The organism is Lelliottia nimipressuralis (genome assembly GCF_004402045.1).
GTDB lineage: Bacteria > Pseudomonadota > Gammaproteobacteria > Enterobacterales > Enterobacteriaceae > Enterobacter > Enterobacter chinensis.
Genome location: NZ_SOMG01000014.1, coordinates 151,853 through 174,170 on the forward strand (window position 1 = coordinate 151,853; position 22,318 = coordinate 174,170).

A 22,318-nucleotide genomic window follows, 5' to 3' on the forward strand; every position below is an offset into this window, starting at 1 on the left:
TGCGCAATCCTCAAGGCGGGAATGGTGTAATGAGATGTCACGGCAGGCATTGACTGCCTGCCGTGAGAGAAATCAATTTTTCTCAGGCGGGAAAACGAGGTTCAGAACGATAGCGGTGATACCGCCCGCGGCGATGCCGGAAGAGAGCAGGTTTTTCACCCAGTCAGGGGCAAACTGCAGGATTAGCGGCTGCTGAGAAACACCCAGACCGACGGCCAGCGACAGCGCGATAATCATAATTGCGCGGCGGTTCAGTGGCTCGCGAGAGACGATACGCACGCCAGAGGCCGCGATAGTCCCGAACATGACCAGCGTTGCGCCGCCCAGCACCGGCTCAGGAATGTGCTGCACGAAGCCGCTCACTGCCGGGAACAGGCCGAGAACGATCAGCATCAGCGCCACCACGAAGCCAACGTAGCGGCTGGCAACGCCGGTCAGCTGGATCACACCGTTGTTCTGGCCGAAGCAGGAGTTCGGGAAGGTATTAAATACCGCAGAGACAAACGAGTTCAGGCCGTTCGCCAGCACGCCGCCTTTCAGACGCTTCATATACAGCGGGCCTGAAACCGGCTGCTCGGAGACGTCGGAGGTGGCGGTGATATCGCCGATAGTCTCCAGAGACGTGATCATAAAGACCAGCATCAGCGGCAGCAGCAGACCCCAGTCAATGCCCAGGCCGTAGTAGAGCGGCGTTGGGACGGTGATCAGCGCGCTGTTGGTCGGCGCGGTGTTCTCCGGCAGCATGCCCAGCGCCCACGCCAGCAGATAGCCTGCCGCCATGGCAATCACCAGCGAGGCGACGCGCAGGTAAGGGTTACGCTGACGGTTAAGCAGAATAATGATGGCCAGCACGACACCCGCCAGCAGCAGGTTTTTCGGTGCGCCAAAGGTGTGGTCGCTCATTGCGGCATAACCCCCGCCGATGGAGGTGAGGCCTACCTGAATCAGCGACAGGCCGATAATCATGACGACCACGCCGGAAACCAGTGGGGTGATGACGCGACGCGCCAGATGCAGAACGCGGGAGATCACCATCTCCGTGCAGCTTGCCAGCATCAGGGTACCAAACAGCGCCGCCATCATGGTCGGGACATCCGCACCGCCGGTTTTCAGGGCCGTACCGCCCATGATCAGCGGCGCCACGAAGTTAAAGCTGGTGCCCTGAATCGACAGTAATCCCGACCCCACCGGACCCCACGCTTTAATTTGAATAATCGAGGCCACGCCGGAGGCGAAAAGAGACATGCTGATGATGTGCTGCGTGTCCTGCGCCGGTAAGCCGAGCGCCTGGCAAATCAACAGCGCCGGGGTGATCACCGCAACAAACATCGCCAGAAGATGCTGGCAGGCGGCGAAAAGCGTCTGCGGCAGCGGCGGGCGGTCTTCAAGGCGGTAAATCAGTTCGCTATTTTGCTTCTGCGCAATCGGTTGCGCATCAGGCGACTCTATGGTGTTAACGGACATCGGCGGCAATCCCACGGTGGAAAAGCGGGCATTTTATCTGACCATCTGGTAAAAGCAAACGATTGCCAGCAAAAAAAGACAAGAAAATCTGCCGCTGTGAGCAGGTTTTCTACAACCCATCGGGAAAAAAAATTACACTTTTTGCGCCGGGAGCTCATGAAGAGCGCAAACCGGCCCAGGATAACGCCGCGTGTGTATGGAACACGCGCAAAACAGGAGCCTTTTATGATTCATCTCGATACGTTGTCGACCCTTGTTGCCGCAACGCTGGTCTTACTGCTTGGCCGTAAGCTGGTACATAGCGTTTCCTTTCTGAAGAAATACACCATTCCCGAACCTGTCGCCGGCGGCCTGCTGGTAGCGCTGGCCCTGCTGGTGCTGAAGAAAAGCATGGGCTGGGAAATTGATTTTGATATGTCCCTGAAAGACCCGCTGATGCTGGCCTTCTTTGCCACCATCGGCCTGAATGCCAACCTGGCGAGCCTGCGGGCGGGCGGCAAAGTGCTCGGCGTATTTTTGATTGTGGTGGTTGGGCTGCTGCTGATGCAAAACGCTATCGGCATCGGGATGGCGACACTGCTGGGGCTGGATCCGCTGATGGGGTTGCTGGCAGGGTCAATTACGCTGTCAGGTGGTCATGGTACCGGGGCGGCGTGGAGTAAATTGTTTGTCGAGCGCTACGGGTTTGAAAACGCGACGGAAGTAGCGATGGCCTGTGCGACCTTTGGTCTGGTGCTGGGTGGACTGATTGGCGGCCCGGTGGCGCGTTATCTGGTGAAGCACTCCACCACGCCGGACGGCAGACCGGACGATGAGCTGGTCCCGACCGCATTTGAAAAGCCGGACGTCGGGCGCAGCATTACCTCGCTGGTGCTGATTGAAACCATCGCGATGATCGCCATCTGCCTGACCGTGGGCAAACTGGTTGCGCAATGGCTGGCGGGCTCAGCGTTTGAACTGCCGACGTTTGTCTGCGTGCTGTTTATCGGGGTGATCCTGAGCAACGGCCTGGCGCTGATGGGCTTCTACCGCGTGTTTGAACGGGCGGTCTCGGTGCTCGGCAACGTCTGTCTGTCGCTGTTCCTGGCGATGGCGCTGATGAGCCTCAAGCTGTGGGAGCTGGCCTCGCTGGCGCTGCCGATGGTGGCTATTCTGGCGGTTCAGGCCCTGTTTATGGCGCTCTATGCCATGTTTGTCACCTGGCGCATGATGGGTAAAAACTACGATGCGGCGGTGCTGGCGGCGGGTCACTGCGGGTTTGGTCTGGGAGCAACCCCTACGGCTATCGCCAACATGCAGGCGATCACCGAACGATTCGGGCCATCGCACATGGCGTTTCTGGTGGTTCCGATGGTCGGGGCGTTCTTTATTGATATCGTCAACGCGCTGGTGATTAAGCTGTACCTGATGCTGCCGATGTTTGCCTGAAATCAGGCGTTGGAGTAGCGTTCGGTTTCCGGCATCCAGCGCTCAATTAACGCTGCCGCCTGTTCGGGGTAGCGTTCGTGAATATGGCGGGCAAGGCGCTGAACCTCGGGGATCATGGCCTGATCGCGCAATAAATCCGCGACTTTGAATTCCGCGTTCCCCGTCTGACGCGTGCCCAGCAGTTCTCCCGGGCCGCGGATCTCCAGGTCTTTTTGCGCAATCACAAAACCGTCGTTGCTGTCGCGCAGCACCTGCAACCGCATCTGGGCGGTTTTCGAGAGCGGAGCTTTGTAGAGCAGGACGCAGTGGGACGCCACCGCGCCGCGGCCAACGCGCCCGCGCAGCTGGTGGAGCTGGGCAAGGCCCAGACGCTCCGGGTTTTCGATGATCATCAGGCTGGAGTTTGGCACGTCCACGCCGACCTCGATCACCGTGGTGGCGATTAGCAGATGTAAATCACCCTGTTTAAACGACTGCATCACCGCCTGTTTTTCGGCAGGTTTCATGCGTCCGTGAACCAGACCCACGTTCAGCTCTGGCAGCGCCAGCTTGAGCTCTTCCCACGTGGCTTCTGCAGCCTGCGCTTCCAGCAGCTCAGACTCTTCAATCAGCGTACATACCCAGTAAGCCTGACGTCCTTCATGCGTGCAGGCGTTGCGCACGCGGTCGATGATATCGCTGCGGCGCGTGTCCGGAATGGCGACCGTCGTCACCGGCGTACGACCCGGCGGCAGTTCGTCGATGGTGGAGGTGTCCAGATCGGCGTAGGCCGTCATCGCCAGGGTGCGCGGAATGGGCGTGGCGGTCATGATCAGCTGATGCGGGTGGAAACCCTGCTGCAATCCTTTTTCCCACAGCGCCAGACGCTGGTGCACGCCAAAGCGGTGCTGCTCGTCGATAATCACCAGCGCAAGGCCGTTAAACTGCACCTGCTCCTGGAAGATGGCGTGCGTGCCGACAATCATTTGTACCTGCCCGCTGGCAATGGCGTCCTGTTGCGCAAGGCGCGCTTTGCCTTTTTGCTTCCCGGCAAGCCAGCCTACTTCAATGCCCAGCGGCGCGAACCAGGCGCGGAAATTGTTGGCGTGCTGTTCGGCAAGCAGTTCGGTCGGCGCCATCAGCGCCACCTGTTTGCCGTGGGCAATCGCGCGCAGGGCGGCAAGGGCGGCAACCAGCGTTTTACCGGATCCCACGTCGCCCTGTACCAGGCGCATCATCGGCACGTCGAGCGCCATATCGCGTTCAATCTCGGCGGTGACGCGCGCCTGTGCGCCGGTGGGTTTGAACGGCAGCGAGGCCAGCAGCTTATCTTTGAGCTCATCGCGCGGGCTTAAGGGCTGGGCATGGAAACGCTGTGCGCCTGCACGAAGCGCCAGCATGCTCAGGTTATGTGCCAGCAATTCCTCAAGGATAAGACGCTGTTGGGCGGGGTGTTTGCCGCTTTCTAAATCGCTGAGCTGCAGCGTTGGCGGCGGGCGGTGCAGGGTACGCAGCGCCTCGGGCAGGCTCATCATCCCCTGCGCCAGCTCTGGCGGCAGCAGCTCGGTAATGGCGCAGGTATCCAGCAGCTCCAGCGCCTGATCGGTGAGCTTACGCAGCGTCGCCTGCTTGATGCCTTCGGTTGTCGGGTAGACCGGAGTGAGGGTCTCCTGCATCTCCGGCGTGCTGAGATCGCCCTGAACGCGGTACTCCGGGTGGATCATCTCTGCGCCGTATTTCCCACGTTTGGCTTCGCCATAGGCCAGCACCCTGCGGCCCGTCGCCAGGCTGTTTTTCATCGCCGCGCTGAAATTGAAAAAACGCATGGTGAGAATGCCGGTGCCGTCGCTGATCTGACAGGTCATCATCCGGCGTCCGCCGAAAGTGATGTTGCAGTTCAGGACTTCGCCTTCAACGGTGGCATAAATGGCGGGCAGCAGATCGCCAATTTTGTAGAGCTGAGTGCGGTCTTCATAGCGCAGGGGGAGGTGGAGCAGGAGATCCTGCACCGTGTGCAGGCCGATTTTAGCCAGCTTACTGCTTTGCGCCGCGCCCACGCCCGTCAGGCTATTGAGCGGGATGGCATCCAGCAGGCGGCCTTTCATCGGTTACCCAGCGTACTGCATGGTGGCCCACCACTCGGCATCGGCTTCGATCTCGCCCTGCGCGTTGACGTGGGGGTAAGGCAATTTTTTCTGCTTCGCAACGCGAGCCAGTACCGGATAACCACCTTCAAACAGCAGGCGCTGCTGTTCATCTTCCGGCAGCATGCTGTTGCTGCGCTCGTACATCCCGGCGTTTTGACGCTGGCGCTGCGCTTCATACAGAATGAGCGCGGAGGCCACGGAGACGTTGAGGGACTGAACCATGCCGGTCATCGGAATGATGATGTCCCGATCCGCCAGATCCAGCGCTTCCTGGGTGATCCCGGTTTTCTCCTGGCCCATCAGAATGCAGGTCGGGCGGGTGTAGTCGATCTCGCGGAAATCCACGGCTTTAGCGGACAGGTTAGTAGCAAGGATCTGCATCCCGCGTCCTTTCAGGTGCGAGACGGCTTCACCAATGGTGTGATGATTTTTGACAGACACCCAACTGTTGCTGCCTGCCGCCGCCGAGACCGTATTTCGCATACGGCCGTCCGGCCAGACGGCATGCACTTCATGCACGCCGACGGCATCTGCGGTACGGACGATAGCAGAGACGTTATGAGGTTTATGGACCTGCTCCATGCAGACCGTCAGGTCAGGCTGACGCCTGGCGAGCATGTCGCAGATCCGTGCATAACGTTGTGAATTCATGCCACTAGTTTCGGTTACGGGTGACTTTAATCACGTCCGGCATGACGCGGATCTTGCGCATAATATTCGCCAGATGCACGCGGTCGCGGGCGGTCAGACGAATAAAGGCGCTATAAACGCGGCCATCTTTTTCTTCCGTGTTCAGGCTTTGAATATTGGAAGACGCCGTGTTGATCGCTGCCGTCAGGTTCGCAAGGGCACCCTGGTGGTTGAACATATCCACCTTAATTTCGGTGATAAACTCCTGCGCGGTCTCTTTATCCCACTCGACCGCCATAAACTTCTCCGCTTCTTTTTGATAGCCGCGGATGTTACGACAGGATTCATGGTGGATAACCAGCCCTTTACCCGGGCTGACGTGCGCAATAATCGGGTCGCCAGGGATTGGACGGCAACATTTTGCGAACGTGATAAGCACCCCGTCCGCGCCTTTAATCGGCAAGTGTCCGTGGCTTTGTGTGGTGGCAGGCACGGCGGTCGTGTCGCCTTGCTGCAGGTTCTTCGCTACCACCACGCTCATGGCGTTGCCGAGGCCAATCTCTGCCAGCAGATCGTCAAGCGACGCGAGCTTCATGCGCTCCAGCTCATGCTGGATATTTTCCTGCGGGATTTCAGCCAGCTTGCGGCTACCACCCAACGCGTGGTTGAGAAGACGACGCCCAAGGCTGACGGAATCATCACGCTTGAGGTTTTTCAGCAGCTGGCGGATTTTGGCGCGCGCTTTGGAGCTCACGACAAAGTTCAGCCAGGCCGCGTTCGGACGTGCGCCCGGCGCAGTAATGATTTCCACCGTCTGGCCGCTGGAAAGCGGCTGAGACAGCGGGTAAGGCTGTCTGTCGACGCGGGCACCCACGCAGGCATGCCCGATGTCGGTATGCACGGCGTAAGCGAAGTCGACCGGCGTTGCGCCCGCAGGCAGTTCGACAATGCGCCCTTCTGGGGTGAAAACGTAAATCTCATCCGGGAAGAGATCGGATTTGACGCTCTCGATAAATTCAAACGAGCTACCCGCACTCTGCTGCAGTTCCAGCAGGCTCTGCATCCAGCGCTGGGCGCGGATTTGTGCGGTCGTGCTGCTTTCGCCACCGTGCTCTTTATAGGCCCAGTGTGCGGCAACACCCATCTCCGCCATCTGGTCCATGTCTTCGGTGCGAATTTGCACTTCAACAGGCACGCCGTGTGGCCCGATCATCGAGGTATGCAAAGATTGATAGCCGTTCGCTTTTGGAATGGCGATGTAATCTTTCATGCGACCCGGACGCGGTTTATACAGGCTGTGCATCTGCCCCAGCACGCGATAACACGTGTCGGAGTCGTGGACAATTACGCGGAAGGCGTAGATATCCATGATCGAGTGAAAACGCTGCTCTTTGAGCACCATTTTGCAGTAGATGGAGTAAAGATGTTTTTCGCGACCGCTGACGCGGCATGGAATGCCTGCTTCCTGTAAGCGCCCTTCAATTTCAGAGAGGATCTTTTGAATCATCTCTTTACGGTTACCGCGTGCGGCTTTAACCACCTCTTTAATCACGCGATAGCGGTTCGGGTACAACGCTTCAAAACCCAGCTCTTCCAGCTCGGTTTTAATGTGATGAATACCTAAACGGTGCGCCAGCGGACTGTAGATTTCGAGGGTTTCACGGGCAATGCGGCGACGTTTGTCCGGGCGAAGTGAGCCCAGCGTGCGCATATTGTGGGTACGGTCAGCGAGTTTGATGAGAATGACGCGGATATCCTGCACCATCGCCATAATCATCTTGCGGAAGTTTTCGGCTTGCGCCTCTTTCTTGTCGCGGAAATTCAGCTTATCAAGCTTAGAGACCCCTTCCACCAGTTCGGCAACGCTTTTGCCAAACAGCTGTTCCATGTCCTGGTAAGTGGCAGGGGTATCTTCAATCACGTCGTGCAGCAGAGCGGCCATCAGCGTTTCGTGGTCGAGTTTCATCTCGGCCAGAATACAGGCCACCGCTACCGGGTGCGTGATATAGGGTTCACCGCTTGAACGTGTCTGGCCCTCGTGAGCGTCACGTGCAACGAGATACGCCTGCTGAAGACGCTTAATCTGGTCTTCAGGCAGGTAGGTTTGAATCAGTTGATTCAGGCTTTCAAACAGATACAAGGGCGACCCGCAGGTTTAATTAACGACGACCTTCAGCAATAGCGGTTACGGCCTGCAGTTCTGCGGCTTCCTGCTCTTGCTGCTCCTGGCGCTCACGCACGTCGAGGATCTGGTTGTTGATCAGACCTTCTTCGATTTCGCGAAGTGCAATAACGGTGGTTTTATCGTTTTCTTCCGGTACCAGCGGATCTTTACCGCCTACCTGCATCTGACGAGCGCGACGCGCGGCGACCAGCACCAGGTCAAAACGGTTACCAATTTTCTCTACAGCGTCCTGAACAGTTACGCGTGCCATACTTAAAATGCTCCACAGGTGAAGAAATGACTGGGCATGATACTGAATGTGGGTTCAGTCTGCCAACAGTTTGGTGATTAATGCGTCATGTCGCTGCTTCTGGCGGCTCATACGCAGACGTTCTGCGCGAAGAATGGTTTTGAGATCGCTCAGCGCGGCATCAAAATCATCATTCACAATAAGGTAATCATATTCCGCGTAATGGCTCATTTCTGCAACAGCCTGTTCCATACGCTTTGCGATCACTTCTTCGCTGTCCTGACCGCGGCCACGCAGGCGGCGATCCAGCTCATCTTTCGATGGCGGTAAAATAAAGATACTGCGCGAGTCGGGCATTTTCTTGCGAATTTGCTGTGCGCCCTGCCAGTCGATGTCCAGGAACACATTCACGCCCGTGGCCAGAACCTGCTCAATGGTTTCACGCGAGGTGCCGTAGTAATTACCGAAAACTTCAGCGTGTTCAAGAAACGCGTCTCTGCCGATCATTGCTCTGAATTCGTCGTGATCCACAAAGAAATAGTGTTCACCGTGCACTTCACCCGGACGCGGCGCTCGCGTGGTGTGAGAAACAGAAACCTGTGTGTCGTACAACGGTTGGGTTTTTAACAGTGCCTGAATAAGGCTGGATTTACCCGCGCCACTAGGGGCAGAAACAATATAAAGCGTGCCTTGAGCCATGAGAGTCTTTTGTATGTGTTAGCGAAGAAGTCCTACATACGGGCTTATTATACACGTCGCCGCCGTGTGACGTAGCCTTTGTCACACTTTTTCCCCTGGATTATTGAATTTTGCGTACCGTTTTCAGGTTTTATCTGTGGTTTACAGCAACAAAAAGAAATAACGGATAGCGCCTCGCACGGTGAAACGTTGTGGTTAGCGTTGTTTTAGACATCGCGGTATACCTCCTGCAACGCAAAGGAGGAGTAGCGATGTGGCGATGGATAAGCGGGTTAATGTTGTTGTGGTGCGGCTATGGCGCGGCGGTGTGTCCGGTGTGGTCGCAGGCAAAAGCAGAGAAAGAAATCGCGTCGTTAAGCGCGCAAATCAAACGCTGGGATGATGCTTACTGGAAGCAGGGCGTGAGCGAGGTCAACGACGAGGTTTATGACCAGCTTAACGGGCGGCTAACGCAGTGGCAGCGCTGCTTTGGTACGGATCTTCCTGAGAACACCCTTCCTGCGCTGACGGGCAACGTAAAACACCCTGTCGCCCATACGGGAGTCCATAAAGCTGCCAGCAAAGAAGCACTTAATCAGTGGATGCGCGGTCGGAGCAATCTCTGGATGCAGCCAAAAGTCGACGGCGTAGCAGTCACACTGGTGTATCGCGACGGAAAGTTAACCCAGGCCACTAGCCGTGGTAATGGGCTAAAAGGCGAAGACTGGACTTCGCAAGTGCGTTTAATTCCGTCTGTGCCCAAGGACGTATCTGGCGCGCTGGCAAACAGCGTTTTACAGGGGGAGCTTTTCTGGTTACGTGAGGGGCATGTTCAGCGGCAGATGGGCGGCATGAATGCTCGCGCAAAAGTAGCGGGTGCGATGATGCGACAAAAGGACAACGCGCTTCTGAACCAGACAGGGATATTTATCTGGGCCTGGCCGGATGGGCCGAAAGGCATGCAGAACAGGTTGTCTGAGCTTTCCAGGGCAGGATTTTCTCTGACTGCACGTTATACCTTGCCGGTTGAAGCCGTTGATGCCGTCGAAAAACAGCGTTCGGCATGGCAAAACACAGCATTACCCTTTGCCACGGATGGCATTGTGGTTCGGTCAGCAGATGCACCCCCGGGTGAAAATTGGTTGCCTGGGGAAGGCAGTTGGGTCGTCGCATGGAAATATACTCCTGCAGCACAGGTCGCTGAGGTCAGTGATATTCATTTTTCCGTGGGGCGAACGGGCAAAATTTCCGTTGTCGCGGCGCTTGAACCTGTAAAGCTGGATGATAAACAGGTGCAGCGGGTGAGTCTGGGGTCGGTCGCGCGCTGGCAAAGGCTGGATATTGCCCCGGGAGATCAGATACAAGTCAGCCTGGCCGGGCAGGGGATCCCCCGGTTTGATAAGGTTGTCTGGCGAGGGACGGACCGACATAAACCCGAGCCTCCGGCTGCGCGTTATCATGCTCTTAGCTGTTTTTATGCTTCGCCTGAGTGTATGGAGCAGTTCTTTGCCAGGCTGACGTGGCTCAGCTCAAAGCAAGTGTTCGATATTGAAGGATTAGGCGAGTCAGGATGGCGTGCGCTCTGGCAGGCGCATCAGTTTGAACATCTCTTCTCATGGCTGTTATTAACTCAGGCGCAACTGCAGGCTACGCCAGGGTTTTCCTCAGCACGCGGGCTGGCGCTCTGGCATCGATTTAATCTGGTGCGTGAGCAACCGTTTATCCGCTGGCTTATGGCATTGGGTGTTCCGCTGACGCAGGCTTCATTGAAGGCGATGGGGGATATAACGTGGCAGAAGATGAGCGGGCGTAACGCAAAGGACTGGCAGACCTTGCCGGGAACGGGAGAGGAGAAGGCCAGGCAAATTGTTAACTGGATACATGCGCCAGAAGTTGATGTGCTGGTCAGATGGCTTGCTCAGCAGCACATCAACGGGTTCTGAAATTAGTGTGCGCTGTGCTTGTAATGAAAAACGGGTAGCCCGAGCTTCAGACGCAGCGCGAGCATGCGGGCCGTAAAGCCAAACAGCAATGTGGAGATGACCACCACATCCTGGTTAGAAACATAATGCTGCAGGGCGATATAGAGCACCGCTGCAGCGAAGGATATACCTGCATACAGCTCTTTCTGGAAAACCAGGGGAATGCGTTTGCAGAACATATCCCGCAGCACACCACCGAACACCCCTGTGACCACGGCAGCAATGGTGGCGATGACCGGCCCTTCACCCATATCGAGCGCAATTTGTGCGCCGATGATTGAAAAGACGATCAGCCCCAGCGCATCAAGCACCAGGAACAGGCGGCGTAGATGGGGCATAACGGGTGCCACAATGGTGGTTAATACGGCAGCTGTCGCCACGATAATCACATACTCAGGGTGTTTAACCCAGCCGAGTGGGTAATGGCCCAGCAGAATATCGCGCACGGAACCGCCGCCCAGCGCGGTTGCTGTGGCAATAATGATCACGCCGAAGGTGTCCATCCGGCGACGCCCGGCGGCCAGTGCGCCGGTCATGGCTTCTGCGGTGATACCAATGAGATAAAGAATGTGAAGCAGCATATACCCTCCGGTGTGAACGCGTGGAGGTTAGCGATTTGTGCGCAAGATCACGATTGAGATTTTCTAAGGTGACTCAGTTTGCCATATAAAATTTTATCAATTTATGTTGAACAGGCTTGATGAAAGAGGGGTTATTGAGAAAAAAAGCAATTAGATGGATTAGAAATAATAATGGGTGGTGCCGGCTGCACCACCCGTAAACGTTACTCGATATTCTGAATCTGCTCGCGCATTTGCTCAATCAGAACCTTGAGTTCAATCGCTGAATTGGTCACCTCAGCGTTGATCGACTTAGACGCCAGCGTGTTCGACTCGCGGTTGAACTCCTGCATCATAAAGTCGAGGCGGCGGCCTACCGCTTCTTTCTTCTTCAGAATGTTGTAGGTTTCTTTAACGTGCGCTTCCAGACGGTCCAGCTCTTCAGCGACGTCAACGCGCTGCGCCATCAGGACCAGCTCTTGTTCCAGACGGGTGTTTTCCAGCTGAACTTCCGCTTCTTCTAGTTTGGCGACCAGGCGCTCGCGCTGCCACTGCAGCACTTCTGGCATATGGGTGCGCACTTTCGCGACTTCAGCGGTTACGCCTTCAAGACGCTGCTCAATCATCCCTTTCAGTGCCTGGCCTTCGGTTTCGCGGGCAACGATAAAGTCGTCCAGGGTACCGTCGAGGGCTGCAAGGATTTCGGCGGCAATGGCATCCAGATCCTGCTCACCGGCGGCCATGACCCCAGGCCAGCGCAGAATATCAACCGGGTTGATTTCGCCTTCATCGCTCTGCATTTTGACCCAGTTCGCCGCATTCACGAGCTGTTTCGCCAGTTTTTCGTTGAGGATCAGCTCACCCTGCGAGCTGGCATCAGGCTCGAAACGCAGGTTACATTCCACTTTACCGCGCGTCAGACGCGTACGGATACGCTCGCGTACAACAGGCTCAAGGCTGCGGAACTGCTCCGGCATACGGAAATACGTTTCCAGGTAACGCTGGTTTACCGAGCGCATTTCCCATGTGGCGCTACCCCAGCTACCCTTGATTTCACGCCGGGCGTAGGCGGTCATACTGCGGATCATAGACATTCCCGTTTTTAAAGGAGAGATGGGGGGATTATAGCTTTCGGGGGCTTCTCAGGATAGGAATAAGCGTCCTTTATCCGTATAATGCGCAGCCACATTCGTTTCAAGCCGGAGAATCCATCATGCGTCCATCAGGTCGTAGCGCCAACCAGGTGCGTCCCGTCACCCTGACCCGTAACTATACAAAACACGCTGAAGGCTCCGTGCTGGTTGAGTTTGGTGATACCAAAGTACTGTGCACCGCGTCCATCGAAGAAGGCGTTCCGCGCTTCCTGAAAGGTCAGGGCCAGGGTTGGATCACCGCAGAATACGGCATGCTGCCGCGTGCGACCCATACCCGTAATGCCCGCGAAGCGGCAAAAGGCAAGCAGGGCGGCCGTACCATGGAAATTCAACGTCTGATCGCGCGTGCGCTGCGCGCCGCCGTTGACCTGAAAATCCTCGGCGAATTTACCATCACGCTGGACTGCGACGTGATTCAGGCAGACGGCGGCACGCGTACAGCCTCCATTACCGGCGCATGCGTGGCGCTGGCGGATGCCCTGAATAAACTGGTTGCGGCCGGTAAGCTGAAAACCAATCCAATGAAAGGTATGGTTGCGGCGGTCTCCGTGGGCATTGTTAACGGTGAAGCGCTTTGCGATCTGGAATATGTTGAAGATTCCGCTGCCGAGACGGACATGAACGTGGTGATGACCGAAGATGGTCGCATCATTGAAGTGCAGGGCACGGCAGAAGGCGAGCCGTTCACCCATGAAGAACTTCTTGCCCTGCTGGCTCTGGCCCGAGGGGGAATTGAATCTATCGTCACGACGCAGAAAGCGGCGTTAGAAAATTGATTTTAAAGGCGACCAATGAGTCGCCTTTTTTTTGCCTGTAAGACAGAAAAACCAAAGGAGCAAATCCATGAAATCGTATCAGCGCCAGTTTATTGAGTTTGCGCTTAACAAGCAGGTACTTAAGTTTGGCGAGTTTACGCTGAAATCCGGGCGTAAGAGTCCCTATTTCTTCAACGCCGGGCTGTTTAATACCGGGCGCGATCTGGCACTGTTAGGCCGTTTCTATGCCGAAGCGCTGGTGGATTCCGGGATTGATTTTGACCTGCTGTTTGGCCCGGCCTACAAAGGCATTCCGATTGCGACCACCACCGCGGTTGCGCTGGCGGAACACCATGACCGCGATGTGCCGTACTGCTTTAACCGCAAAGAGGCCAAAACCCACGGTGAAGGTGGTAATCTGGTCGGCAGCGCGTTGCAGGGCCGCGTTATGCTGGTCGACGATGTGATCACTGCAGGCACGGCGATCCGCGAATCGATGGAGATTATTCAGGCCAACGGTGCGACGCTGGCTGGCGTGCTGATTTCTCTGGATCGTCAGGAGCGTGGTCGTGGTGAAATTTCCGCTATTCAGGAAGTGGAGCGTGATTACAGCTGCAAAGTGACGTCGATTATCACCCTGAAAGACCTGATTGCGTATCTGGAAGAGAAGCCTGAGATGGCGGACCATCTGGCAGCGGTACGTGCATACCGGGAAGAGTTCGGGGTTTAATTGCATTGCCCGGTGACGTCAGGTTTACCGGGCAATGCAACCTGTAGGCCGGATAAGGCGAGGCCGCCATCCGGCAATGATGTTACTGCAACTGCGCAGCCACTAACGGCCAGCGGGCGTCAAAATCGTCCGTTGGACGGTATTTGAATTCGCTGCGCACAAAACGTGAGAGCATGCCTTCGCAAAACGCCAGTATCTGGCTCGCTAGCAGCGTTTCATCAATGCTGTATCCTTCGCCTTCACGCATTTTCTTCTCGCGCAGTACCTGACGCAGCTGTGCTTCAATACGTTCGAAAAGCTGGTTAATGCGGCCCTGCAGTCTGTCCTGCTCGAACATCAGCGCGTGACCGGTTAGGATACGGGTTAAACCCGGGTTGCGTTCACCAAAGCCCAGGATTAACAGCACAATCAGACGCAGACGCGCGGTGGTGTCTTTTTCGTCTTTCAAAATCAGGTTGATGCGCGTGATCAGGCTGTCTTCAATAAATTCGATCAGGCTGTCGAACATCCGGGTTTTGCTCGGAAAATGACGGTACAGCGCCGCCTCAGACACGCCCACAGAGGCGGCCAGTTTAGCGGTAGTGATGCGTTGACTGCCATCGCTGGATTCAAGCATCAGAGCCAGAGATTGAAGTATTTCTTCGCGACGATTCCTTTTCGCGGTTTGTTTTTCTGCCATGTTACAAAATACCCCTGAAAATAAGCACTTGCCAGGCTGTCATCCACACAGCGACCGCAAACTGACGTTTGCGGTTTGTTATTGCATTATGGCGCTGTGGGAAACGTCTCTGTCGGGCGGTTATTTGCGCCCGGAATGGCCGAAGCCGCCTTCGCCACGGTCGGTGGCGTCAAAGTCTGCCACCAGGTTAAATTCTGCCTGTACCACCGGTACAAAGACCATCTGTGCGATACGTTCGCCGGGCTCAATGGTGAAGCTGTCCTGACCACGGTTCCAGACGGAGACCATCAGCTGACCCTGGTAGTCAGAGTCAATCAGGCCAACCAGGTTACCCAGCACAACGCCATGCTTATGGCCCAGGCCAGAACGCGGCAGGATCACCGCCGCCAGAGACGGGTCAGCAATGTGAATGGCCAGGCCAGTCGGCACCAGGGTAGTGGCACCCGGCGCCAGTTCTACGGCGTCATCGAGACAGGCGCGCAGGTCAAGTCCGGCAGAGCCGGAGGTGGCATAGGTTGGCAGCGGGAATTGCTCGCCAACACGCGGGTCCAGAATCTTAACGTCGATTTTTTTCATCATAACGGGTAACGATCTCGTCGAGTAATTGTTGGCCCAGGAGTTCCTTGCGCTCAAGCGGTAAGACTTTATCTCCATCCTGCCAGAAAAGGTGCAGTGCGTTGCTGTCGCTGTTAAATCCTTGTGTGGCCAGCGATACGTCGTTCGCGCAAATCAAATCGAGGTTTTTGCGGGTACGTTTTTGCCGGGCATATTCTTCCACATTATTTGTTTCTGCGGCAAACCCAACAACGTAAGGACGATGGCTTTTTAGTGCGGCGACGCCGGCGACAATGTCCGGGTTTTTCACCATTTTTAGTGTTAATTCATCACCTTGCTTTTTTATTTTAGCCTCGGCGATGGTCTCAGCGCGATAGTCTGCGACGGCCGCACAGCCGATAAATATCTGCTGGTTTTGCGCGTGTGCCTGCACGGCGTCCTCCATCTCCAGCGCGGTGGTGACGTCAACTCGCTTTACAAACGCAGGTGTAGGCAACGATACCGGGCCACTCACCAGCGTGACGTTTGCGCCGCGCTTTGCCGCAGCGGCGGCAATGGCAAAGCCCATCTTACCGGAGCTGTGGTTAGTGATATAGCGCACCGGATCCAGCGGCTCCCGCGTGGGGCCCGCGGTAATCATGATGTTGAGATGTTGCAGATCGTTGACAGGCGAAAAATGGGCGGCGGCCATATCAACAATCGTCAGCGGATCAAGCATGCGGCCCGGGCCAACGTCACCACAGGCCTGGCTGCCGCTGTCCGGTCCCCAGATAAGCAGGCCGCGTGCAGCCAGCGTCTCCAGATTGTGCTGGGTGGCCGCGTTGCGGTACATCTGCTGGTTCATGGCAGGAACGACGGCAACAGGCGCAGGCGTGGCCAGGCAAATGGTGGAGACCAGGTCGTTTGCCATACCGGCTGCCACCCGCGCGATTAAATCCGCTGTGGCGGGGGCAAGGATAACCAGGTCTGCCCATTTCCCAAGCTCAATATGGCCCATTGCAGCTTCGGCGGCCGGATCGAGCAGGCTGTCAGATACCGGGTACCCTGAAACCGCCTGCAGGCTCAAGGGAGTGATAAAGGCTTTACCGCCTTCGGTGATCGCGACCCGCACATCTGCCCCGCGCTCGCGCAGACGACGCACCAGCTCCGGCGCTTTATAGGCAGCAATACCGCCGCTCACGCCAAGAACGATTTTTTTACCGGCCAGGCTCATCATGATTCTTTCCTGTTGGGTTTCACCAGAGAGCGGGCATTTTATCACAATCCCCAAAACGAGGTGATTTTGTCCTTCGGACACTTTGCGAGGCGCTACGCAAGTACGCAACGTGGTCGTCGAGCCACTGACTGGCCTGTGGCAGCATGCGGTAAAAAAGGAGAAAGAGCATGGATGAAGAGGATGAGCAGCTGCTACCGCGCGAAAAACTACTGCGCTATGGCGTCACCCTGTTAAAAGACGATGAGCTGCTGGCGCTCTTTTTACGTACCGGAACGTCCGGGAAGACCGTATTTACGCTGGCAAAAGAGCTGATAGCGCATTTCGGTTCACTGCATGGGTTGCTGACCGCCGATCTGGCGCAGTTTAAGCACGTCGAGGGGATCGGCGTGGCAAAATATGCTCAGTTGAGAGGCATTGCTGAACTGGCCCGCCGTTTTTACAAGGTCCGCATGGAGGAGGAAGATCCGATCCTGACGCCCGCGATGACGCGTGAATTCCTGCAAAGCCAGTTAACCGATGCCGAGCGTGAGATCTTTATGGTGATCTTTCTCGACAACAGAAACCGGGTGCTGAAACATAGCTGCCTCTTTGCGGGCACGTTAAGCCACGTCGAGGTGCATCCGCGTGAAATTGTGCGGGAAGCGATAAAAGTGAATGCAGCGGGCGTGATCCTCGCGCATAATCACCCCTCTGGCTGTGCAGAACCGAGCAGAGCTGACAAAGAAATCACCGAACGCATTATCAAATGCTGTCAATTCATGGACATTCGTGTGCTGGACCATCTGATAATTGGCCGCGGAGAGTACATTTCTTTTGCAGAACATGGCTGGATTTAGGCTATTTCTCGCGATCCATCGGGATCTTTGTCTGTTCGGGACTTGAGCACACCGCCGAGTCAGCGTATACTACGCCACCTTTGAGAATCTCGGGTTTGGCATTTGGGCCTGGCAATCGAGAGTTCACTTAGAACTATGCGATGACCGGGCTGTAAAGCCTGACGAGGCGCCGATACCCCATACGAAGCTCGAGCTAATTTGATTTTTGGAGAATAGACATGTCCCGAGTCTGCCAAGTTACTGGCAAGCGTCCGGTGACCGGTAACAACCGTTCCCACGCACTGAACGCGACTAAACGCCGTTTCCTGCCGAACCTGCACTCTCACCGTTTCTGGGTTGAGAGCGAGAAGCGTTTTGTCACCCTGCGCGTATCTGCTAAAGGTATGCGTGTAATCGATAAGAAAGGCATCGATACAGTTCTGTCTGAACTGCGTGCCCGTGGCGAAAAGTACTAAGTACTTAAAGAGGAAATAAATCATGGCTAAAGGTATTCGTGAGAAAATCAAGCTGGTTTCTTCTGCTGGTACAGGTCACTTCTACACCACCACGAAGAACAAACGTACTAAGCCGGAAAAACTGGAACTGAAAAAATTCGATCCAGTTGTACGCCAGCACGTACTGTACAAAGAAGCTAAAATCAAATAATTTTAGTCTCCTTGTATTGAAAAACCCCGCAACTGCGGGGTTTTTTGCATTCTGCATCTCAACGGAGGAACCATGCCTGAATTACCTGAGGTAGAGACCAGCCGCCGCGGCATTGAGCCCCATCTGGTCGGCGCGACTATTCTTCACGCGGTTGTCCGTAATGGGCGCTTGCGCTGGCCGGTATCCGATGAGATCCATGCCCTGAGCGATAAACCCGTTCTTAGCGTGCAGCGCCGCGCTAAATACCTGCTGCTGGAACTGCCCGACGGCTGGATTATTATCCATCTGGGGATGTCCGGTAGCCTTCGCATTTTGACCGAAGAGCTGCCTGCGGAAAAGCACGACCACGTCGATCTGGTGATGAGCAACGGTAAAGTGCTCCGTTACACCGACCCACGGCGCTTTGGTGCGTGGCTGTGGACGAAGGAGCTGGAAGGACATAACGTACTGGCGCATCTGGGCCCGGAGCCGCTCTCAGACGCGTTTAACGCGGAATACCTGCAAGCGAAGTGTGCGAAGAAGAAGACTCCGATTAAGCCCTGGCTGATGGACAATAAGCTGGTGGTCGGCGTGGGAAATATCTACGCCAGCGAATCGCTGTTTGCGGCCGGGATCCATCCCGATCGGCTGGCCTCTTCGCTGTCGGCGAAGGAGTGTGAACTGCTGGTCCGGGTGATTAAAGCCGTATTACTGCGCTCGATTGAGCAGGGCGGGACAACGTTGAAGGACTTCCTGCAAAGTGACGGCAAGCCGGGCTATTTTGCCCAGGAGCTGCAGGTGTACGGGCGCAAAGGCGAACCGTGCAGAGTCTGCGGCACGCCCGTTATTGCCACGAAGCACGCCCAGCGCGCGACGTTCTACTGCCGCCAGTGCCAGAAATAGCGCTACTTTAGCTTTTCCATCAACGCCTGGTGGACGTTAGTCGGCAGAAAATGGGTGACATCGCCGTGATGACGCGCCACCTCTTTTACCAGCGTGGAAGAGATAAACGACCACTCTTTGGAGGGCATCAGGAATACGCTCTCCAGCTCCGGCATCAGATGGCGGTTCATGTGCGCCAGCTGCATCTCATATTCGAAGTCTGCCACCGCGCGTAAACCACGGATCAGGATGTTTGCCTGCTGAGCGCGGGCGAAGTTAGCCATCAGATCGCTAAACCCGACAACCTCAACGTTCGGCAGGTGCGAAATGGCATTGGTGGCGAGCTGTACGCGCTCGTGCAAATCGAACATCGGTTTTTTGCTGGGGCTGGCGGCAATGGCCAGGATCACCTTGTCGAACATGCACGCCGCACGGGTGATGATATCAAGATGACCGTTAGTGATCGGATCGAAGGTACCCGGATAAATCGCTTTTGTGCTCATGGCTCACGTTTTCTCTGAGTAGCCGCGGCAGAGCGCCCACAGCTCGGTGTATTTGTTGAAAGTATACTGGGCATTCACCACTGCCAGTAACCACCCCTGTTTACCGTCCAGTACGCCACCACGCAGCAGGAGCGTTTTCAGAAACGCGCCCAGCGTATGGGTGAAGATACCGCTCAGCGTGGCCTTCTTGCCGCGCTGGTGGCGCTCCTGCGCCCATGCGGTGGCATAGTTAAGCTGTTTACGCTGAAAGCTGGCGAAATCCCGACAGGTTAGGTGCAACAGGTCGCCCGCCAGAGGGATCACCTGGGCGCTATCGCAAGCCAGGGACTCATGGACCAGGTTGTCGTTGTACTGATACCGCTCGCGCTCGTAGAGGCGCATCACGCGGTCTGGATACCAGCCGCTGTGGCGCATAAAACGGCCGAGGAAGTAGTTGCGGCGGGCGATGCTGTAGACCGCACCAGGCTGAGGCGAGGAAAGCACCGCCTGAATGGCCTGCTGAAGTTCTGGCGTGATGCGTTCGTCGGTATCGAGCATCAGAACATAATCGCCAGTGGCGTATCCCTGCGCGCGCTGGCGCTGGATTCCATAGCCTTGCCAGTCGGTGTTGATAAAGACCTTTGCGCCCGCTGCGCGGGCAACGTCCACCGTATTGTCCGTGCTGCCGGAATCGAGCACGACGATTTCGTCAGCCCAGGCGACGGAGGCCAGACAATCCGGAAGCAGGTCGGCGGCGTTTTTGGCGATCATCACGACCGACAGACGCGTTGACATTAGTGGCTCCGCTGAGGCAGATAAGGTTGCAGAAGTTGCAGCAGACGGGTCAGTGCGCCCTGGTTCTGATGCAGCACCTCGACGGCATGACGCCCGTACCACAGGCGATAATCTTCGTCAGTCAGAAGGGTCGAGACCTCTTTGACCACCGAATCCGCATCGGTCACGGTAATTAAACCATCGGCCTGCTGCAATTTAGCGCAGATATCTTTGAAGTTAAACGTGTGTGGTCCCATCAGCACCGGAATGGCGTGGGCTGCTGGCTCCAGCGGGTTATGACCGCCGCGCGCCACCAGGCTGCCGCCAACAAAGGCCAGATCGGCAATGCCATAAAGTAGCATCAGCTCGCCCATGGTATCGCCAATCACTACCTGAGTGCTGCCGGAAGGGATCTCACCGCTGCTGCGCAGGGTGTAGCTGAAACCGCCTTTCTGCACCATGTCGCGGGCATCTTTAAAACGCTCCGGATGACGTGGAACGAGGATCAGCAGTAAATCGGGGAATTTTTCCAGCAACTTACGGTGCGCCTGGAGGATGATCTCTTCTTCGCCGTCGTGGGTGCTGGTCGCAATCCAGACCTGACGTCGCGGGGCCCACTGGCGACGCAGTGTGATCGCGCGGGCGGCGAGTTCAGGGGTAACCGAAATATCAAATTTCAGGCTGCCCGTTACCGCAAGCTGGTTGCGTTTGAGGCCGAGAGAGACAAAGCGTGCTGCATCTTCTTCGTTTTGCGCGGCAATCAGCGTAATTTTGCTGAGCAGGCGGCGCATAAATTTACCTAACTTGCCGTAACCTTTCGCCGAGCGCTCTGACAGGCGTGCGTTGGCAATCACCAGCGGGATTTTACGGGCATGCAGGGCGGAAATCATGTTCGGCCACAGTTCGGTTTCCATCACGATCACCAGTTTCGGGCGAACGGTATTCAGGAAACGATTCATGGCGCAGGGCAGATCGTAAGGGAGATAGACGTGTTGAACGTCTTTGCCAAAAGCGGATAACGCGCGCTCCGAGCCGGTCGGCGTCATTGTCGTGACGGTGATCGGCAGAGACGGGTAGCGGTGGCGAAGGGCGCGAACCAGCGGGATCGCCGCCAGCGTTTCACCGACAGAAACGGAATGCAGCAAAATACCGTCCGGTAAGACTTTATTGCGGCAGAAGCCATAGCGCTCAGCCCAGCGTTTACGATACGCAGGCGCTTTACGGCTACGAAGCAACAGTCTCAGCCACACCAGTGGCTGAATGATGTAGAGCAGAGCGGTATACAACAATTCCAAGCGATTATCCGTTTTTTTAGTTTCGGCGGGCAAATTCTAAGCATTTAAGCCGGGTAAAGCTATCTCTTATGCCAGATACCGTTTCAAACGGAAATAACGGCGGCCAAGTCGCCAGTGCTGGCGCAGCCCACGGGCATTTTTCCAGATGAGTGCCCAGATACCTCGGTCGAACAATTCACGAATAATTTCGCGTTTTTTACTGAGATCGCCGATGTTGTTAATGGCGTGCAGAATGCCCAGCCCCTCTTTTGCAATCTGCCACCGGCAGGCCGGTACCCGGCGTACGGCTTCCGGGTAACGCTGGTTGATAACATCCAGCATTTCCAGGATTTTCATGTAGTGACGAGCGTTACGCATGCGCGTGTCATCTGTCCCTGGCGTGTGCGAGACGGAGGCGGAATGAATCAGGTAGTCATAGAAGGTTTCGTCAGTGTACTGCACGCGTTTGGCCGTCAGCAGCACTTCGGTGGTCCACGGGATATCCTGGTGTCGCAGCCCATGTTCAAAGGTGAAACCCTGCTCTTTAATGAACGCGTGGCGATAAATATTCAGCCAGGTAACGTGCAGGAATTTACGCGACGCCAGCGCGCGCTGTAGCCACGTTGGGCCATCCAGTACGTCTGTGGATTGCAGTTTGTCGGACGGAAAGATTTTCTTCGACGGCCTGCCGTCATCGTAGATATACGTGCCGTTGCAGGTCGCCACATCGAGATCGTTCTTTTTAGCCATCTCAAGCAGGCGCGGATACATACCCGGGTAAATGACATCATCGATATCCGGGAATGCAACATACTCGCCTGTTGCTTGCGCGAGACCTGTATTACGGGCCGCTGAGACGCCCTGGTTAGCCTGGTCAATGACCTTGTAGAACGGAAATTCTCCGGCGTACTGAGCAATGATGGCGGAGGAGTTGTCGCTTGATCCGTCGTTCACAACGACCAGTTCCAGACTGTCCAGATGTTGAGCTTTGATGCTGTCGAAAAATGCACTGAGGAATTTTTCACCGTTATAGACGGCGACTACAAGGCTCAATAAAGGTTTGTCGGACATGCTT

Annotated in this window: 23 protein-coding genes; 8 read left to right on the forward strand and 15 right to left on the reverse strand. The window is 56.0% G+C overall.

The genetic code is table 11. The features are described from left to right. Positions 1–72: 72 nt before the first annotated feature. Entirely contained in the window at positions 73–1,464 is a 1,392-nt protein-coding gene (gene xanP / locus E3U32_RS07895) for a xanthine/proton symporter XanP (RefSeq protein ID WP_014881972.1), read from the reverse strand. 225 nt (positions 1,465–1,689) lie between these two features. Between xanP and gltS the strand changes: the two genes are divergently transcribed. Continuing rightward, positions 1,690–2,892, forward strand: coding sequence for a sodium/glutamate symporter (gltS, locus tag E3U32_RS07900; protein WP_134348332.1), 1,203 nt, complete (start codon positions 1,690–1,692; stop codon positions 2,890–2,892). A 2-nt stretch (positions 2,893–2,894) separates the two neighbouring features. Here the strand turns inward: gltS and recG are convergent, their stop codons facing one another. Genes recG through gmk form a run of 5 tightly spaced genes read right to left on the reverse strand, consistent with a single transcriptional unit; the run spans position 2,895 to position 8,761 of the window. Beyond that, positions 2,895–4,976, reverse strand: coding sequence for an ATP-dependent DNA helicase RecG (gene recG, locus E3U32_RS07905; protein WP_134348333.1), 2,082 nt, complete (start codon positions 4,974–4,976; stop codon positions 2,895–2,897). Between the two features lie 3 nt (positions 4,977–4,979). Next, a complete protein-coding gene (trmH, locus tag E3U32_RS07910) occupies positions 4,980–5,669 on the reverse strand; it encodes a tRNA (guanosine(18)-2'-O)-methyltransferase TrmH (RefSeq protein WP_134348334.1) in 690 nt (229 codons plus the stop codon). Positions 5,670–5,673: 4 nt separating this feature from the next. Continuing rightward, positions 5,674–7,788 carry a bifunctional GTP diphosphokinase/guanosine-3',5'-bis pyrophosphate 3'-pyrophosphohydrolase gene (gene spoT / locus E3U32_RS07915; protein WP_134348335.1) on the reverse strand — a complete coding sequence of 705 codons (2,115 nt, stop codon included), beginning with the start codon at positions 7,786–7,788 and terminating at the stop codon, positions 5,674–5,676. A gap of 19 nt (positions 7,789–7,807) precedes the next feature. Beyond that, entirely contained in the window at positions 7,808–8,083 is a 276-nt protein-coding gene (rpoZ, locus tag E3U32_RS07920; protein ID WP_000135058.1) for a DNA-directed RNA polymerase subunit omega, read from the reverse strand. A gap of 54 nt (positions 8,084–8,137) precedes the next feature. Beyond that, positions 8,138–8,761, reverse strand: coding sequence for a guanylate kinase (gmk, locus tag E3U32_RS07925; protein WP_010426438.1), 624 nt, complete (start codon positions 8,759–8,761; stop codon positions 8,138–8,140). 251 nt (positions 8,762–9,012) lie between these two features. On the opposite strand from gmk, the gene ligB reads away from it, so the two are divergent. Then, complete coding sequence (gene ligB / locus E3U32_RS07930; protein ID WP_134348336.1) at positions 9,013–10,683, forward strand: NAD-dependent DNA ligase LigB; 1,671 nt, start codon at positions 9,013–9,015, stop codon at positions 10,681–10,683. A gap of 2 nt (positions 10,684–10,685) precedes the next feature. Here the strand turns inward: ligB and E3U32_RS07935 are convergent, their stop codons facing one another. Both E3U32_RS07935 and E3U32_RS07940 read right to left on the reverse strand, forming a co-directional pair. Beyond that, on the reverse strand, positions 10,686–11,303 hold the full coding sequence (locus tag E3U32_RS07935) for a trimeric intracellular cation channel family protein (protein WP_047347516.1): 618 nt from the start codon (positions 11,301–11,303) through the stop codon (positions 10,686–10,688). Between the two features lie 203 nt (positions 11,304–11,506). Beyond that, a complete protein-coding gene (locus tag E3U32_RS07940) occupies positions 11,507–12,370 on the reverse strand; it encodes a YicC/YloC family endoribonuclease (RefSeq protein ID WP_134348337.1) in 864 nt (287 codons plus the stop codon). Between the two features lie 125 nt (positions 12,371–12,495). On the opposite strand from E3U32_RS07940, the gene rph reads away from it, so the two are divergent. After that, positions 12,496–13,212 carry a ribonuclease PH gene (rph, locus tag E3U32_RS07945; RefSeq protein ID WP_059310368.1) on the forward strand — a complete coding sequence of 239 codons (717 nt, stop codon included), beginning with the start codon at positions 12,496–12,498 and terminating at the stop codon, positions 13,210–13,212. A gap of 67 nt (positions 13,213–13,279) precedes the next feature. After that, a complete protein-coding gene (pyrE, locus tag E3U32_RS07950) occupies positions 13,280–13,921 on the forward strand; it encodes an orotate phosphoribosyltransferase (RefSeq protein ID WP_010426430.1) in 642 nt (213 codons plus the stop codon). 82 nt (positions 13,922–14,003) lie between these two features. On the opposite strand, the gene slmA is transcribed toward pyrE, so the two are convergent. From slmA to coaBC, 3 genes are all read right to left on the reverse strand, one after another. Continuing rightward, complete coding sequence (gene slmA, locus E3U32_RS07955) at positions 14,004–14,600, reverse strand: nucleoid occlusion factor SlmA (RefSeq protein ID WP_008502690.1); 597 nt, start codon at positions 14,598–14,600, stop codon at positions 14,004–14,006. A gap of 120 nt (positions 14,601–14,720) precedes the next feature. Continuing rightward, positions 14,721–15,179 (reverse strand): dUTP diphosphatase, encoded by a 459-nt coding sequence (gene dut / locus E3U32_RS07960; RefSeq protein WP_008502691.1) that lies wholly within the window; start codon positions 15,177–15,179, stop codon positions 14,721–14,723. Beyond that, positions 15,157–16,368 (reverse strand): bifunctional phosphopantothenoylcysteine decarboxylase/phosphopantothenate--cysteine ligase CoaBC, encoded by a 1,212-nt coding sequence (gene coaBC, locus E3U32_RS07965; protein WP_134348431.1) that lies wholly within the window; start codon positions 16,366–16,368, stop codon positions 15,157–15,159. Before coaBC ends, dut begins: the two co-directional genes overlap by 23 nt. A 170-nt stretch (positions 16,369–16,538) precedes the next feature. Here coaBC and radC point away from each other — a divergent pair, with 170 nt between their 5' ends. The 4 genes from radC (at position 16,539) to mutM (ending at position 18,734) form a co-directional block, all read left to right on the forward strand. Next, a complete protein-coding gene (gene radC / locus E3U32_RS07970; RefSeq protein WP_134348338.1) occupies positions 16,539–17,207 on the forward strand; it encodes a RadC family protein in 669 nt (222 codons plus the stop codon). 218 nt (positions 17,208–17,425) lie between these two features. After that, complete coding sequence (gene rpmB / locus E3U32_RS07975) at positions 17,426–17,662, forward strand: 50S ribosomal protein L28 (RefSeq protein WP_002436699.1); 237 nt, start codon at positions 17,426–17,428, stop codon at positions 17,660–17,662. A gap of 22 nt (positions 17,663–17,684) precedes the next feature. Beyond that, positions 17,685–17,852, forward strand: coding sequence for a 50S ribosomal protein L33 (rpmG, locus tag E3U32_RS07980; protein ID WP_003024094.1), 168 nt, complete (start codon positions 17,685–17,687; stop codon positions 17,850–17,852). A 72-nt stretch (positions 17,853–17,924) separates the two neighbouring features. Then, the gene (mutM, locus tag E3U32_RS07985) at positions 17,925–18,734 is read left to right on the forward strand and encodes a bifunctional DNA-formamidopyrimidine glycosylase/DNA-(apurinic or apyrimidinic site) lyase (RefSeq protein WP_134348339.1); all 810 of its coding nucleotides are present in this window, start codon (positions 17,925–17,927) and stop codon (positions 18,732–18,734) included. A gap of 2 nt (positions 18,735–18,736) precedes the next feature. Here mutM and coaD read toward each other — a convergent pair whose 3' ends face one another. The 4 genes from coaD to E3U32_RS08005 all read right to left on the reverse strand — a co-directional run bounded on the left by coaD (position 18,737) and on the right by E3U32_RS08005 (position 22,314). Further along, positions 18,737–19,216 (reverse strand): pantetheine-phosphate adenylyltransferase, encoded by a 480-nt coding sequence (gene coaD, locus E3U32_RS07990; RefSeq protein ID WP_134348340.1) that lies wholly within the window; start codon positions 19,214–19,216, stop codon positions 18,737–18,739. Between the two features lie 3 nt (positions 19,217–19,219). Further along, a complete protein-coding gene (locus E3U32_RS07995; protein WP_134348341.1) occupies positions 19,220–19,990 on the reverse strand; it encodes a glycosyltransferase family 2 protein in 771 nt (256 codons plus the stop codon). Further along, positions 19,990–21,264, reverse strand: a complete 1,275-nt coding sequence (waaA, locus tag E3U32_RS08000; protein ID WP_134348342.1) for a lipid IV(A) 3-deoxy-D-manno-octulosonic acid transferase — start codon at positions 21,262–21,264, stop codon at positions 19,990–19,992. Before waaA ends, E3U32_RS07995 begins: the two co-directional genes overlap by 1 nt. 66 nt (positions 21,265–21,330) lie before the next feature. Beyond that, a complete protein-coding gene (locus E3U32_RS08005) occupies positions 21,331–22,314 on the reverse strand; it encodes a glycosyltransferase (RefSeq protein ID WP_047347568.1) in 984 nt (327 codons plus the stop codon). Between the last annotated feature and the right edge of the window lie 4 nt (positions 22,315–22,318).

Bases quoted from the DNA above. Each gene is read 5' to 3' on its own strand.
- xanP (WP_014881972.1), bottom strand. From the start codon at position 1,464: ATGTCCGTTAACACCATAGAGTCGCCTGATGCGCAACCGATTGCGCAG.
- gltS (WP_134348332.1), top strand. From the start codon at position 1,690: ATGATTCATCTCGATACGTTGTCGACCCTTGTTGCCGCAACGCTGGTC.
- recG (WP_134348333.1), bottom strand. From the start codon at position 4,976: ATGAAAGGCCGCCTGCTGGATGCCATCCCGCTCAATAGCCTGACGGGC.
- trmH (WP_134348334.1), bottom strand. From the start codon at position 5,669: ATGAATTCACAACGTTATGCACGGATCTGCGACATGCTCGCCAGGCGT.
- rpoZ (WP_000135058.1), bottom strand. From the start codon at position 8,083: ATGGCACGCGTAACTGTTCAGGACGCTGTAGAGAAAATTGGTAACCGT.
- gmk (WP_010426438.1), bottom strand. From the start codon at position 8,761: ATGGCTCAAGGCACGCTTTATATTGTTTCTGCCCCTAGTGGCGCGGGT.
- ligB (WP_134348336.1), top strand. From the start codon at position 9,013: ATGTGGCGATGGATAAGCGGGTTAATGTTGTTGTGGTGCGGCTATGGC.
- E3U32_RS07935 (WP_047347516.1), bottom strand. From the start codon at position 11,303: ATGCTGCTTCACATTCTTTATCTCATTGGTATCACCGCAGAAGCCATG.
- E3U32_RS07940 (WP_134348337.1), bottom strand. From the start codon at position 12,370: ATGATCCGCAGTATGACCGCCTACGCCCGGCGTGAAATCAAGGGTAGC.
- rph (WP_059310368.1), top strand. From the start codon at position 12,496: ATGCGTCCATCAGGTCGTAGCGCCAACCAGGTGCGTCCCGTCACCCTG.
- pyrE (WP_010426430.1), top strand. From the start codon at position 13,280: ATGAAATCGTATCAGCGCCAGTTTATTGAGTTTGCGCTTAACAAGCAG.
- slmA (WP_008502690.1), bottom strand. From the start codon at position 14,600: ATGGCAGAAAAACAAACCGCGAAAAGGAATCGTCGCGAAGAAATACTT.
- dut (WP_008502691.1), bottom strand. From the start codon at position 15,179: ATGATGAAAAAAATCGACGTTAAGATTCTGGACCCGCGTGTTGGCGAG.
- coaBC (WP_134348431.1), bottom strand. From the start codon at position 16,368: ATGAGCCTGGCCGGTAAAAAAATCGTTCTTGGCGTGAGCGGCGGTATT.
- radC (WP_134348338.1), top strand. From the start codon at position 16,539: ATGGATGAAGAGGATGAGCAGCTGCTACCGCGCGAAAAACTACTGCGC.
- rpmB (WP_002436699.1), top strand. From the start codon at position 17,426: ATGTCCCGAGTCTGCCAAGTTACTGGCAAGCGTCCGGTGACCGGTAAC.
- rpmG (WP_003024094.1), top strand. From the start codon at position 17,685: ATGGCTAAAGGTATTCGTGAGAAAATCAAGCTGGTTTCTTCTGCTGGT.
- mutM (WP_134348339.1), top strand. From the start codon at position 17,925: ATGCCTGAATTACCTGAGGTAGAGACCAGCCGCCGCGGCATTGAGCCC.
- coaD (WP_134348340.1), bottom strand. From the start codon at position 19,216: ATGAGCACAAAAGCGATTTATCCGGGTACCTTCGATCCGATCACTAAC.
- E3U32_RS07995 (WP_134348341.1), bottom strand. From the start codon at position 19,990: ATGTCAACGCGTCTGTCGGTCGTGATGATCGCCAAAAACGCCGCCGAC.
- E3U32_RS08005 (WP_047347568.1), bottom strand. From the start codon at position 22,314: ATGTCCGACAAACCTTTATTGAGCCTTGTAGTCGCCGTCTATAACGGT.